Origin of the sequence: Polaribacter sp. Hel1_85 (assembly GCF_000766795.1) — a bacterium.
Classification (GTDB): Bacteria; Bacteroidota; Bacteroidia; order Flavobacteriales; family Flavobacteriaceae; genus Polaribacter.
In genome coordinates, this window is sequence record NZ_JPDS01000001.1 from 1,557,204 (window position 1) to 1,571,575 (window position 14,372).

Annotated in this window: 15 protein-coding genes, 1 tRNA gene and 1 pseudogene; all 17 read left to right on the plus strand. The window is 28.3% G+C overall.

Annotated features, from left to right (window positions below; genetic code table 11):
- Positions 1–7: 7 nt before the first annotated feature.
- The 17 genes and pseudogenes from PHEL85_RS06805 (at position 8) to ccsA (ending at position 14,325) form a co-directional block, all read left to right on the plus strand.
- On the plus strand, positions 8–1,429 hold the full coding sequence (locus PHEL85_RS06805; protein ID WP_036822697.1) for an SDR family oxidoreductase: 1,422 nt from the start codon (positions 8–10) through the stop codon (positions 1,427–1,429).
- Between the two features lie 292 nt (positions 1,430–1,721).
- Positions 1,722–1,946: a hypothetical protein gene (locus PHEL85_RS06810; protein ID WP_036822700.1), complete on the plus strand. Its 225-nt coding sequence runs from the start codon at positions 1,722–1,724 to the stop codon at positions 1,944–1,946.
- Between the two features lie 77 nt (positions 1,947–2,023).
- The gene (locus PHEL85_RS06815; protein ID WP_036822704.1) at positions 2,024–2,239 is read left to right on the plus strand and encodes a hypothetical protein; all 216 of its coding nucleotides are present in this window, start codon (positions 2,024–2,026) and stop codon (positions 2,237–2,239) included.
- A gap of 6 nt (positions 2,240–2,245) precedes the next feature.
- Complete coding sequence (locus tag PHEL85_RS06820) at positions 2,246–2,929, plus strand: SDR family NAD(P)-dependent oxidoreductase (RefSeq protein WP_036822706.1); 684 nt, start codon at positions 2,246–2,248, stop codon at positions 2,927–2,929.
- Positions 2,930–2,944: 15 nt separating this feature from the next.
- Entirely contained in the window at positions 2,945–3,418 is a 474-nt protein-coding gene (locus tag PHEL85_RS06825) for a glutathione peroxidase (RefSeq protein WP_036822709.1), read from the plus strand.
- Positions 3,419–3,422: 4 nt separating this feature from the next.
- On the plus strand, positions 3,423–3,596 hold the full coding sequence (locus PHEL85_RS17750) for a Lacal_2735 family protein (protein ID WP_036822712.1): 174 nt from the start codon (positions 3,423–3,425) through the stop codon (positions 3,594–3,596).
- A gap of 4 nt (positions 3,597–3,600) precedes the next feature.
- On the plus strand, positions 3,601–4,062 hold the full coding sequence (locus tag PHEL85_RS06835) for a TspO/MBR family protein (protein ID WP_036823230.1): 462 nt from the start codon (positions 3,601–3,603) through the stop codon (positions 4,060–4,062).
- Position 4,063: 1 nt separating this feature from the next.
- The gene (locus PHEL85_RS06840) at positions 4,064–4,528 is read left to right on the plus strand and encodes an SRPBCC family protein (protein WP_036822713.1); all 465 of its coding nucleotides are present in this window, start codon (positions 4,064–4,066) and stop codon (positions 4,526–4,528) included.
- A complete protein-coding gene (locus tag PHEL85_RS06845) occupies positions 4,528–5,835 on the plus strand; it encodes a cryptochrome/photolyase family protein (RefSeq protein WP_036822714.1) in 1,308 nt (435 codons plus the stop codon). The genes PHEL85_RS06840 and PHEL85_RS06845 overlap by 1 nt, the downstream gene beginning before the upstream one ends.
- Positions 5,836–5,888: 53 nt before the next feature.
- Positions 5,889–5,963 (plus strand): annotated as a pseudogene (locus tag PHEL85_RS18265) (SnoaL-like domain-containing protein); the annotation flags it as partial.
- Positions 5,964–6,083: 120 nt separating this feature from the next.
- Positions 6,084–6,157, plus strand: a tRNA-Thr gene (locus PHEL85_RS06850).
- 202 nt (positions 6,158–6,359) lie between these two features.
- Positions 6,360–6,965, plus strand: a complete 606-nt coding sequence (udk, locus tag PHEL85_RS06855) for a uridine kinase (RefSeq protein WP_036822716.1) — start codon at positions 6,360–6,362, stop codon at positions 6,963–6,965.
- 4 nt (positions 6,966–6,969) lie between these two features.
- Positions 6,970–7,287: an FtsB family cell division protein gene (locus tag PHEL85_RS06860; RefSeq protein WP_036822718.1), complete on the plus strand. Its 318-nt coding sequence runs from the start codon at positions 6,970–6,972 to the stop codon at positions 7,285–7,287.
- Complete coding sequence (locus tag PHEL85_RS06865) at positions 7,288–8,664, plus strand: methylmalonyl-CoA mutase subunit beta (RefSeq protein ID WP_036822721.1); 1,377 nt, start codon at positions 7,288–7,290, stop codon at positions 8,662–8,664. It begins immediately after the preceding gene.
- Entirely contained in the window at positions 8,657–8,989 is a 333-nt protein-coding gene (locus PHEL85_RS06870; protein ID WP_036822725.1) for a hypothetical protein, read from the plus strand. The genes PHEL85_RS06865 and PHEL85_RS06870 overlap by 8 nt, the downstream gene beginning before the upstream one ends.
- Positions 8,982–11,045, plus strand: a complete 2,064-nt coding sequence (scpA, locus tag PHEL85_RS06875; RefSeq protein ID WP_036822727.1) for a methylmalonyl-CoA mutase — start codon at positions 8,982–8,984, stop codon at positions 11,043–11,045. The genes PHEL85_RS06870 and scpA overlap by 8 nt, the downstream gene beginning before the upstream one ends.
- A 136-nt stretch (positions 11,046–11,181) precedes the next feature.
- Positions 11,182–14,325 (plus strand): cytochrome c biogenesis protein CcsA, encoded by a 3,144-nt coding sequence (gene ccsA / locus PHEL85_RS06880; RefSeq protein WP_036822730.1) that lies wholly within the window; start codon positions 11,182–11,184, stop codon positions 14,323–14,325.
- The last annotated feature ends 47 nt before the right edge of the window (positions 14,326–14,372 follow it).

Genomic DNA, 14,372 nt, shown 5'->3' on the forward strand with positions numbered 1-14,372 from the left:
ATAGTGTATGAAAATTCTTGTAACAGGTGCCACTGGTTATATTGGTAAACGATTAATTCCGTTATTATTAAATGATGGTCACACCATTATTTGCCCTGTTAGAGATAAATTAAGAGCAGAAGATTATTACAAAAATCAAAAAAATGTATTATTAATTGAAGCTGACTTCTTAAACAGCGATAGTTTAAATAACATTCCAAAAGATTTTGATGCTGCTTATTACTTAATTCATTCGATGTCTAACTCAGCCAAAGAATTTCATGTTTTAGAAGAAAAATGTGCTTTCAATTTTAAACGATTTACAGAAATTACAGCTGTAAAACAAGTTATTTACTTAAGCGGAATAACTAATGATACAAAGCTATCTAAACATTTATTATCAAGAAAAAATGTTGAAATCACTTTAACTTCTAACAAATATGCATTAACAACTTTTAAAGCTGGAATTATCGTTGGCTCTGGGAGTTCTTCCTTTGAAATAATTAGAGATATTGTAGAAAAATTACCTGCAATGATTGCGCCCAAATGGTTAAACACAAAAACGCAACCTTTAGCAATTAGAGATGTTTTATCATTTTTACATAAATCTCTCGGTAAAGAAGAATTATTTAACACTTCTCATGATATTTTTGGCCCAGAAATATTAACTTATAAAGAAATGTTATTACAATTTGCAGAAGTAAGAAAGTTAAAAAGATGGATTTTAACTGTACCTGTTATGACACCAAAACTATCTTCTTATTGGTTGTACTTTGTAACCTCTACATCATACAAATTAGCAAGTTCTTTAGTAAACTCTATGGGTGTAGAAGTTATTGGAAATAAAAGTAACATTAATAAAATGTTAGACATCAATCCAATGTCCTACAAAGAAGCTGTAAAATTAGCTTTCAAAAAAATTGAACAAAATAGTATTATTTCTAGCTGGAAAGATTCTTATATAAGTAGTGGAAAATTAAAAAACTATGTACATGAATTTATAAATGTTCCAGAATATGGATGTTTTAAAGATTATAAAAAAAGAACACTAAAAGATAAGAAAAGAACATTAGATAGAATTTGGGCAATAGGAGGAGAAACAGGTTGGTATTATGGTACTTTTCTATGGAAAATTCGCGGTTTTTTAGATCAGTTTTTTGGTGGAGCAGGTTTACGTAGAGGAAGAAGACATCCAACAGAATTGAATGCTGGTGATGCTTTAGATTTTTGGCGCGTAATTTATGCTGATAAAGAAAAAGAAAAACTTCTACTTTATGCAGAAATGATAATGCCAGGTGAAGCTTGGTTAGAGTTTAAAATTGAAGACGGTAAGTTGTATCAAACAGCAACTTTTAGACCTCATGGTTTAGCTGGAAGATTATATTGGTATGCAGTAATGCCATTTCATTGGTTTGTTTTTAATGGGATGATTAACAATATCAACAATTAAATTACAGAAAATCACCTCAAAATTTATAATTCTTTGTTAATTTTTGTTTAACCTTTTTTAATTTTAAATAAACATTACTATATTTGATACATAATTAAATCTGAAATCAAAGTATGTTATTTTAAATGGCATAGCAATTGCATGCATTATTAAAAGGGTCTGAGAAAAAAGAACAACTTTTGAAGCAGAACAATCATAATTTAACTTAAAATAATAAAATGTTATTCTTATAATAAAAAAGTAAGAAGCTTTAAGAAGTTAAAAAAAACGATTTAAAAAAGAAAAACAAAATATGGATTTGATAAAAAAAGCACAAGAATTTGAAACAAGAAAAATGAGATTTCCAACTACCAGTGATCGTGTTCTGGCAGCTAGAGAAGCGAAATCTTTAATTTTAAGTTTAAATGAAGTTTATAAAGAAAATAAAGATTCTAATATTATGGATATCATGAAAAGATTAACTGTAATTAAGCAAAGAATCGAAAAACGTTTAAAAGGAAAACCATTAACTTCATAATAAGTACATATTTTTCTTGCTTTTCTAACTTTTATAATTATATTCGAAAATTATAGAATAAAACAGAGAAACAAGCAATGAATTTATTAGAAAGAGCTGAAGAATTTGAACACAGAAAACATTCATTTAAAACTACAAGTGATAGAATTGTAGCATCTAGAGAGGTTAAAGCCTTAATTTTAGAGCTAAACGAAGTATATAAAGTAGAAAAAGACATTAAAATAATGGATCAAATGAAGCGCTTAACAGCAGTTAAACAAAAAATTGAAAAGCGCTTGAAAGGAAGACCTTAAAAGCCTATGAATAAAATTTTAGTTGTTGGAGGAAGCAAAGGAATTGGAAATGCAATTATTAAATCTTTAATTGATGATAATTCAATTATAAATATAAGTAGAACTGCTCCTTTGCTTTCCCACACTAATCTTACTCACTATACATGTGATATTCTTACAGATGACCTCCCTAAAATTGAAGAAATAGATACTTTAATCTATTGCCCAGGAAGCATCAATTTAAAACCAATTTCTCGACTAAAATTAGATGATTTCAGAAATGATTTTGAAATTAACGTTATTGGTGCCGTAAAAACTATTCAACATTATTTGCCTTCTTTAAAAAAAGGAAGCAAACCTTCTATTTTACTTTTTAGCACTGTTGCAGCAAAATTAGGAATGCCTTTTCATGCAAGTGTTGCTGCGGCAAAATCTGCTGTAGAAGGTTTAACAAAATCTTTAGGTGCAGAATTAGCGCCATCAATTCGTGTAAATGCAATTGCACCAACTGTAACAGATACAGATTTGGCATCTAAATTATTGCGAAATGAACGAATGATAGAAAATATTACAGAACGTCATCCTTTAAAAAAATATTTAATTCCAAAAGAAGTTGCAGATTTAGCTTCTTTTTTAATTTCTGAAAAAGCTAATTCAATCTCAGGTCAAATTTTTGAACTAGATTGTGGAATTGTCAGTTTTAAAATATAATAAAACCTAATCAAAATGAATATTTACGATATAGAGATTAACAGTCTCCAGAATAATCCTATTCAATTATCAGATTTTAAAAATAAATACATTCTTTTTGTAAATGTGGCCTCTAAATGCGGTTTTACTCCTCAATATAAAGAATTGGAAGATTTAAGTAAAACTTATAAAGACAACTTAATTATTATTGGAGTTCCTTGTAATCAATTTGGAAATCAAGAACCAGGAAGTAATGAAGAAATTCAAGAATTTTGTGAATTAAATTATGGTGTTTCTTTTTTAATTACAGAAAAAATTGATGTAAAAGGCACAAATCAACATCCTTTATATACTTGGTTAACTTCGAAAAAAATGAATAACAGAAAAAATTCTACAGTTAAATGGAATTTTCAAAAGTATTTAGTTTCTCCAGAAGGAAAATTAATAGATTATTATTTTTCAATTACAAAACCAATGAGTTCAAAAATCACAAAACACTTAAAATCATAAAACTATGTTTGGTTTATTTAAAAAGAAAAGTGAAGTAGAAAATTTGCAAGATTCTTATAAAAAGATAATGAAAGAAGCATTTAAATTGCAATCTATTAACAGAACTGATAGCGATAAAAAATATTTAGAAGCAGACAATATTTTAAAGAAAATTGAATCTTTACAATCAAAATTATAAACCCATGAAGCAATTAAAACTTACACTATTATTTTTAATTATCAACTTTGGTGGATTGGCAATTGGAAGCTGGTTAATGAATAATGGGCCATTAACAACATGGTATACTAATTTAAATCAGGCTCCTTGGACGCCTCCAGGTATTGTTTTTGGAATTGCTTGGACTCTAATTATGATTTGTTTTTCAATTTATTTAGGTCGCCTTAATATAAAAGATTACAGCATAAAATTAACCATTATCTTTTTTATTCAATTTATTCTAAATGTAAGTTGGAACTACATTTTCTTTAACCAACATTTAATTTTATTTGGTTTGATAACAATTGTTTTACTTACTTCTCTCCTATTTTACTATTTCTTCAAATTAAGCAGTAAAACCGGTTATTATAAATTTTTACTTTTACCCTATATGATTTGGCTGTGTATTGCTACTTCATTAAATCTCTATATTCTAATTCATAATTAAGATGAAAATTTACACATTTCATAGAAAACAAAACTTACCTATTTCTGTAGAAAAAGCTTGGGAGTTTTTGTCAAGTCCAAAGAATTTAAAAACAATAACTCCAGATTACATGAGTTTTGATATTCTTTCTGGAGCGGAAAAACCAATGTTTGCTGGTCAAATTATACAATATATTGTTACTCCAATTCTTGGGATAAAAACAAAATGGGTTACAGAAATTAAACACGTAAAAGAAAATAAATATTTTGTAGATGAACAGCGTTTTGGACCTTATGCTTTATGGCATCACAAACACTTTATCAAAGCAATTGAAGGTGGCGTAGAAATGGAAGACATTATAGATTACAAAGTTCCTATGGGGATTTTAGGTCAAATAGCACATCCAATTCTAGTAAAACCAAAATTGGAAGAAATATTTGCATACAGACAAAAGAAATTAATTGAACTTTTTGGAGAATTAAAGTAATGATTGAGAAAATTAACATTTTTTGGTTTAGAAGAGATCTTCGTTTAAATGATAATTGTGGATTATTTCATGCATTAAAATCAGGAAAAAAACTCTTGCCAATTTTTATTTTTGATGAAGAAATTTTAAATAAACTACCTAAAGATGATGCACGTGTTTCATTTATTCATCAAGAAGTAGAAAACATTAATAACCGATTAAAGGAAATTGGAAGTTCTTTATCTTTTATCAAAGGAAAACCGCTTAATATTTTCAAAAAATTATCTGAAAAATATAAAATTGATAGTATTTTCACAAATCACGATTATGAACCTTATGCTATCAAAAGAGATTTAGAAATTAAAGACTTTTTAACATCAAAAAATATTCTTTTTAAAACTTATAAGGATCAAGTAATCTTTGAACGAAATGAAATCGTAAAAAAAGATGGAACCCCTTATAAAGTATTTACACCTTATTCAAAAAAATGGTTAGAAGCTTTCTGCTTTAAAGGCATTCAATTTTTTCCTTCGGAAGAGCTTTTAGATAACTTTATCAAAACAAATAGCCATCAATTTTTATCATTAGAAGAAATTGGATTTACAAAATCTACTATCAAAATTGCATCTTATAAAGTTTCATCAAAATTAATTAATCAATATGAAGAAACTAGAAACTTTCCAGCAAAAGATAGCACTTCAAAACTAGGTGCACATTTACGTTTTGGAACTGTAAGTATTAGAAAAATGGTAGATAAAGCGGCTAAAAGCAATAATATTACATTCTTAAAAGAATTGATCTGGAGAGAATTTTTTATGCAAATTTTATGGCATTTTCCATACACAATTAAAAAAAGTTTTAAACCAAAATACGATAGAATTCTTTGGAGAAATAATGAAAAAGAATTCGAAGCTTGGTGCAAAGGAGAAACAGGTTATCCTTTAGTAGACGCAGGTATGAGAGAATTAAACCAAACTGGTTTTATGCACAATAGAGTTAGAATGTTGGTGGGTAGTTTTCTTTGCAAACATTTATTAATAGATTGGAGATGGGGTGAAACTTATTTTGCAGAAAAATTGCATGATTACGAACAATCTAGCAATATTGGAAATTGGCAATGGGTTGCAGGTACAGGTGTAGATGCAGCTCCCTATTTTAGAATTTTTAATCCAACAACTCAAATTCAAAAATTTGATAACGATTTAGATTATATAAAAAAATGGGTGCCAGACTTTCAAGAACTAACCTATCCTAAACCAATTGTTGAACATAAATTTGCTAGAGAACGTTGTTTAAAAACATACAAAAAAGCTTTAATAGAATTCTAAAATTTATTTAATAGTTTCTTTTTGATATTAAATTTAAAAGCTGAGGAAGACAACAAATGGAAGAAGTTTGCGTTTTTGAAGTGAAAGATGGTAAAATTACGAATGAACAATTCTTTTATACCATGTAATAAATTATTTATTCTTGATAAAAAGCTTCAATTTGATTGAAGCTTTTTTTTATGAAAAAAATTAAAAATTATTTAGGTAAATATTAATAATTGTACTTTATTTGCGCACTCAAATTAAAAGCCGATGTAGCTCAGCTGGCTAGAGCAGCTGATTTGTAATCAGCAGGTCGTGGGTTCGAGTCCCTCCATTGGCTCAAATTTTAAAAAGTCTCAAGAATTTTTTTTTTGAGGCTTTTTTTTTTGAAATTTCTTAATTGAAAATCAATTTTTAATTTTTATAGAATGCAAAAAATATTCAAATGATTTAGATAAATTAAACGATATAAAAATTAAAAAAAATAAAATATTGTAAAATCTTTATTATTTTAGTCAATTAATTATCCTAATTATAATTTTATGCTCATTATTGGAATTGCTGGAGGTACAGGAAGTGGTAAAACAACAGTTGTAAATCAAATTATTAAACAACTACCTACTGATGAAGTTTGTGTAATCTCACAAGATTCTTACTATAACGCTACCACTAACTTAAATTATGAAGAAAGATCAAAGATTAATTTTGATCATCCAAGAGCAATTGATTTCGATTTAATTGTTAATCATTTAAAGAGTTTAAAATCAGGAAATACAATTGAACAACCAGTATATTCTTTTGTAACACACAATAGAACAACAGATACAATAAAAACACACCCAAGAAAAGTAGTAATAGTAGAAGGTATTTTAATTTTAAATAATAAAGCTTTAAGAGATTTATTTGATATAAAAATATTTGTTCATGCTGATACTGATGAGCGATTAGTAAGAAGAGTTCGAAGAGATATTACTGAAAGAGGAAGAGATATAGATGAAGTCTTAAATCGATATCAAGACACATTAAAACCTATGCACCAACAATTTATAGAACCAACTAAAAATTTTGCAGACATCATCATTCCTAATAATAAACATAATACAGTTGCAATTGATGTGGTAAGAACAGTAATTAACGATCGTTTATAATTTTATGACTCTAAAAGAAATAAGGAAAAATAGTTTCATAAAGATTATAACAAATGTTTTTGTTTTAATCTTAGTTCCTTTTTTAATATGGATGTTTTTTTTTGATGAAAACTCCTACTTAGTTCATCATAAATTTAATAATGAAATTGAAGACCTAGAAAGCACAATCTCTTTCTATAAAAATAAAATAGAAGAAGATAAAGCAACTATAAAAAAATTACAAGATTCACTTCAATTAGAACGCTTTGCAAGAGAAAAATACTTGATGAAGAAAGACAATGAAGATATCTATTTAATAGAATTTGACACAATAAAGAAATAAATGAGTACATCTCTATTTAATGAGTTTCAAAAAACTTCTCCTTCTGCTTGGAAAAATAAAATTCAAGTAGACTTAAAAGGAGCAGACTATAATGATTCACTTCTATGGAAAACCAATGAAGGAATTGTTGTAAAACCATTTTACACTTCAGAAGATAGAACAAATCAGCAAATAAAAACACCAAAAAAAAGTTTTAAAGTTTGTCAAACCATTTTTGTTGATAATGAGAAAATAGCAAACTCTTTAGCTTTAGAAGCTATTAAAAGAGGTGCAACTGCTATTCAATTCAAAGCAAACTCAGTTTTTGATTTTAAAACTTTATTACTAAACATTGAGCTAGAATCTATCTTCATATACTTTCATTTTTCTTTTTTAGATGCTAATTTTCAAAATGAAATTTCAAGTTTTATAAATTCAAAAAACACCTATTTTCAGATAGATATTATTGGAAATTTAGCAGAAACCGGTAATTGGTATAACAACCTAAAAGAAGATTTTAGTAAGTTCGATATCATTCAAAAAAAATCTGAAAATTGTATTTCAGTTTCTGGTGATTTATATCAAAATTGTGGTGCAACAATTACACAACAACTTGCTTATACTTTAGTACACGCAAATGAATACTTAAATGAATTTGGAGCTGAATCTGCTAAAAAAATTCATTTTTCTTTTTCTGTAGGAAGCAATTATTTTTTTGAAATTGCAAAATTAAGAGCTTTTAGAATATTATGGACAACGCTCTTAGAAGAATATAATGTAGCCAACTTAGAAACTAATCTTTTTGTTCAGCCTAGTTTAAGAAATAAAACTTTATATGATTATAATGTAAATCTGTTAAGAACCACTTCTGAATGTATGAGTGCTATTTTAGGTGGTGCAAATACCATTTCAAATGTTTCATATGATGCAATTTATCATAAATCTAATGAATTTGGAGAACGTATTTCTAGAAATCAATTGTTAATTTTACAACAAGAAAGCCACTTTAAAGAGGCACAAAATTTTGCAAACGGCTCATATTATATTGAATCCATTACAGATCAATTAGTAGAAAATGCTTTAATTATTTTTAAACAAATTGAAAAAGGAGGCGGGTTTTTAAAGCAATTAAAAGCTGGTACTATTCAAAAAAAAATTAGTGAAAGCTCTAAAAAAGAATCAATAGATTTTTTAAAAAATGAAATAATTCTATTAGGCACAAATTTTCAGGAAAACAAAAAAGATTTAATGCAAAATGATTTAGAATTATATCCTTTTGTAAAACAACGAAATATTAAAACAATAGTTCCCCCATTAACTAAAAACCGACTTTCAGAATCGCTTGAAAAAGAACGATTAATTTCTGAAAAAGGTGATAAAAAACCCTATAATGGATAAGAACAAAGAGATATTAAATAAGCAAAAAAGACAAACTGAATTAAAACAAGAAGTTAAGGACATTAAGAAAAAGCTTCCAACATTTATAATTGGTTTTATATTTTTTACCATTGTAAGTCTCTATTTTTTAGAAAACAAGTTTTATCAATTTTTTGGTAATAGTGTAAATTTTGTGATTGGTATAGTTATCTTTTTATGCATATTTTCTTTCTTTTTTATATTTACAAGTTATTTACAGATCAAAAAAAGAGAAAAAGAATCTAGAATAATTGGCTCTCAATTATACCAACTCCAAAAGTTAGAAGTAGAACCGAAAGATGAGTAGAAAAGAATTACAACATATAAAAATTAAAAAATTAAAAAAAACAATTAAAACCCCTTTTTCGCAAGAAGGATTTGTTGCTGGAGTTGAACCAAACTTACGTGGTCCTTATTCTACGATGTATGTTAGAAGACCTTGGACAATTAGACAATATGCAGGATTTTCTACTGCAGAAGAAAGCAATGCTTTTTATAGAAGAAACTTGGCTGCTGGTCAAAAAGGATTATCAGTTGCTTTTGACTTAGCTACTCATAGAGGGTATGATTCAGATCATGAAAGAGTTCAAGGTGATGTTGGTAAAGCTGGTGTTGCTATCGATTCTGTAGAAGATATGAAAGTTTTATTTAACCAAATTCCGTTAGATAAAATGTCGGTTTCTATGACAATGAATGGAGCAGTTTTACCCATTTTAGCTTTTTATATTGTGGCAGCCCAAGAACAAGGTGTTTCTTTAGAACAATTATCTGGCACGATACAGAATGACATACTAAAGGAATTTATGGTTAGAAATACATATATCTACCCTCCTTCCCCGTCCATGAAAATTATTGCTGATATTTTTAAATATACTAGTGATAAAATGCCAAAATTTAACTCAATTTCTATCTCTGGTTATCACATGCAAGAAGCTGGCGCTACAGCAGAAATTGAATTAGCCTATACGCTTGCAGATGGATTAGAATATATTAGAAAAGGAATTGAAGCTGGAATGGATATAGATTCTTTTGCTCCAAGATTATCCTTCTTTTGGGCTATTGGAATGGATCATTTTACAGAAATTGCAAAATTAAGAGCAGCAAGAATGTTATGGGCAAAAATTGTAAAACAATTCAACCCTAAAAACCCAAAATCTTTAGCTTTAAGAACACATTGTCAAACCAGTGGTTGGTCTTTAACAGAACAAGATCCTTTTAACAATGTTGCTAGAACAACAATAGAAGCAATGGCTGCTGCTTTTGGCGGCACACAAAGTTTACATACAAATGCTTTGGATGAAGCTATTGCATTACCAACAGATTTTTCTGCAAGAATAGCTAGAAATACACAAATATATTTACAAAAAGAAACGCATATCACCAAAACGGTTGATCCTTGGGCTGGAAGTTATCATGTTGAAAAATTAACTGAAGATATTGCTAATAAAGCATGGATACTTATTAGTGAAGTTGAAGAGCTAGGAGGAATGACTAAAGCCATTGAAAAAGGAATTCCTAAAATGAGGATTGAAGAAGCTGCAGCCATTAAACAAGCAAAAATTGATAGCGGCCAAGACACAATAGTTGGTGTAAATAAATACCAACTAAAAGAAGAAGACCCATTACACATTTTAGAAGTAGATAATGAAGCTGTTAGAAATTCTCAAATTGAAAGATTGTATCAGTTAAAAGTAAATAGAGATAATTTAGAAGTAAACAAATCCTTAATAGCTTTAACAGAAGCAGCAAAATCTGGAAAAGAAAACTTATTAGACTTAGCTGTAAAAGCTGCAAAAAACAGAGCAACTTTAGGAGAAATTTCTGATGCTTTAGAAGTTATTTTCGGAAGACATAAAGCTGTAACTAAAACCATTTCTGGTGTGTATAGTAAAGAAATAAAAGATGATAAATTATTTAAAAAAGCAACTGAATTAGCTAATAAATTTTCAGAACTAGAAGGTAGACGTCCACGAATTATGATTGCAAAACTAGGACAAGATGGTCATGATCGTGGAGCAAAAGTTGTAGCCACAGGTTATGCAGATTTAGGTTTTGATGTAGATATTGGCCCGTTATTTCAAACACCACAAGAAGCAACTAAACAAGCTGTAGAAAATGATGTTCATATTTTAGGTATTTCTTCTTTAGCTGCTGGTCATAAAACTTTGGTTCCTCAAGTAATTGCAGAATTAAAAAAATATGGAAGAGAAGATATTATGGTCATTGTTGGTGGTGTAATTCCTGCTCAAGATTATCAATTTTTATTTGATGCTGGAGCGGTTGGAGTTTTTGGTCCAGGTACAAAAATTTCTAAAGCTGCTATTGATTTATTAACCATTTTAATTGATAGTATTGCTGAATAATCATTATTACTTTAGATTATTAAAATAAAAGATATTTTTTTTAACAAATCTTAACAATAAAAAAGAACATCGCTAGAAGAAGTATTATTTCTTTTATCCGTAAATTTGCGAGACTTTAAAAAATCACCAAATCCGGATGAAAAAAATTATTAACATACTCTACTCTACTCGCTTAACAGCTGTATTATTTATACTTTTCGCTACAGCAATGGGAATTGCCACCTTTATAGAAAACGATTTTGGAACACAAACCTCTAAAGCTTTAGTATATAACACATGGTGGTTTGAGTTAATTATGGTGTTTTTTGTAATTAATTTCTTTGGAAATATTTTTAGATACAGATTATACAAAAAAGAAAAATGGGCAGTTTTAATGTTTCATTTAGCTTTCTTATTTGTATTGATTGGAGCTGGAGTAACACGTTATATTGGTTATGAGGGAATTATGCTGATTAAAGAAGGAGAAACTACCAATAAATTTTTATCAGAAACAACTTACCTAAATGCCATTGTAGATAATGGTAAAATGCAAAAACCAGAAATAAACAAACCTTTAGTTCTTTCTGCTTGGGGGAAAAATTCTTGGTCTTATACCGATAATTTTAAATCTGACAGCAACAAACAAGATTTTAAAATTGATTTGGTAAATTATATTCCTTGGGCTGAAAAAAAATTAGTTGAAGATGAAAATGGTGTAGAACATTTATTTTTTGTTGAATCTTCTGAAGGAACAAGACATGAACATTGGTTAAAAAGAGGAACTATTCAAAATATCCATGGAGTTTTGGTTGGTTTTAACGTTGCAGACAATAACGCTTCTATCAACTTTACAAAAGAAGATGGAAATTTAAAAATGATTTCTAAAGATGAAGGAGATTGGTTTAGAATGGCAGATCAAAAAAGAGGAAAAATAACAAAAGATTCTATTCAACATTTTCAATATTTAACCTTACACAATATTGCTGGTTTGCAATTTGTAGTTCCAAGACCTGCTGAAAAAGGAATTATGAAAACTGTTAGTGGACCAAAAAATGATAAAAAATTAGATGTTATAGTTCTTGATGTTACAAGTAATAACGAAACTAAAAGAGTAGAATTAACAGGTGGTAAGTTTAATTCTGAAGGCTCTAAAGAAGTTACAGTTGGTGGATTAAATTTTAGAATGTTATATGGAGCTAAAATTTTAGAAACACCTTTTTCTGTAAAGTTAAATGATTTTCAATTAGAGAAATACCCAGGTTCAGAAAGTGCTGCTGCTTATGCAAGTGAAGTTACTGTTATTGATACAGATGAAACCTATGATTATCGAATATTTATGAATCATATTTTAGATCATAAAGGATATAAATTCTTCCAATCTAGTTATGATTTGTCTGGTCCTGTTGAAGAAACACACCTTTCTGTTAATCATGATTTTATAGGAACTTTTATTACATATTTAGGATATTCTTTATTATACACAGGTTTAATTTGCATTTTATTTGCAAAAAATACTCGTTTTGACGATTTAAAAAATCGCTTAAAAAAGATTAGAAAGAAAAAATTAACATTGTCTATTGTAGTTACTTTATTCTTATCTAGTTTTAGTTTTGCTCAACATGATGCTCATCAACCTAATAATATTACAGATCAACAAATAGACTCTATTTTACAAGCCAATTTAGTTGATTTAAAACATGCAGAAAGCTTTAACAAATTGGTTATTCAAGATGCAGGAGGACGTATGAAACCTGCTCATACTTTTGCTTCTGAATTAATTAGAAAAGTTAGTAAAACAGAAACTTTTAATGGAATGGAAGCTAGTCAGGTTTTGCTTTCTATTATAGAAAACCCAAGACTTTGGTTTGAAGTACCTGTTGTTTATTTAGAAAAAGGAAACACTAAAATTAGAGAAACTTTAAGTTTACCAAAAGATGCCGAATATGCACGTTTATCAGATTTTATTACTCCTAGAGGAGCCTATAAAATTAAAGAACAAGTTGCAGAAGCTCAGAAGAAAAATGTAAAAAACAAGTTTGAAAAAGATTTAATAAAAATAGACAGACGTGTAGGTTTATTGTACAGCGCAATTGGTGGAGGCATTTTACGTATTTATCCAATTCCTAATGATGATAATAATACTTGGGTTTCTCAACCAGAAACCTCAACAGCTGGTTTTAAAGCAACAGATTCTGTTTTTGTTCGTCAATCTTTACCTGTTTACATTCAACTTTTACAAGAAGCTAAAAAGACAAAAGACTATTCTAAGGCAGATCAAATTTTAGATGGAATTAAAAAGTTTCAAATGAAATTTGGATCTGAAGTGTATCCTGATGAAAAACAAATTGAATTAGAAATTTCTTATAATAAAATTCAACCTTTTCAAACCCTAGCTAAATATTATGGATACTTAAGTGTATTACTTCTAATTTTTGTGTTTTTTGAAATCTTTAATACAAAAAAATGGGTTAATACTTTAATAAAAATCTTAATTGGTGGTGTTGGAATCTTATTCTTACTCCATACTTTTAGTTTAGGAGCAAGATGGTATATTAGTGGTAATGCACCTTGGAGTAATGCTTATGAATCTATCATATTTGTTGCGTGGTCTACCATGTTATTTGGTCTTTTTATAGGCAGAAAATCTACACTAACCATTGCTGCAACTACTTTTTTAGTAGCAATTATGCTAGGTTTTGCTCATCAGAATTGGTTAGATCCAGAAATTGCAAACTTACAACCAGTTTTAAATTCTTGGTGGCTTTTAGTACATACATCTATTATTGTTGCTAGTTACGGACCTCTTTCTCTAGGAATGATTCTTGGAATTTTTGCTATAATTCTAATCATTTTTACAACTGACAAGAATAAAAAGAAAATGGACTTAAATATTAAGGAAATTACCATTATTAACGAAATGGTAGTTACTGTTGGTTTAGTAATGCTAACTATTGGTAACTTTCTTGGTGGAATGTGGGCTAATGAAAGTTGGGGTCGTTATTGGGGTTGGGACCCTAAAGAAACTTGGGCTTTAATTTCTATAATGCTTTATGCCTTTGTTTTGCACATGCGTTTGATACCTGGATTAAGAGGTAGATTATCTTTTAATTTTGCTTCTGCATTTGTCTATTTATCCATAATGATGACTTATTTTGGTGTAAACTTTTATTTATCTGGATTACATTCTTATGCAAGTGGAGACCAATCTGTAACACCAAAAGAAGCTTATATTTATATTGCTGTATTAGTTTTACTAACAATTATAGCATCTTTTAAATACAAGAAATACTTTAAAAAGTAACGATTTAATTTAGCAAGAAAATGTATTTTTGCTTCTCATTAAAAATA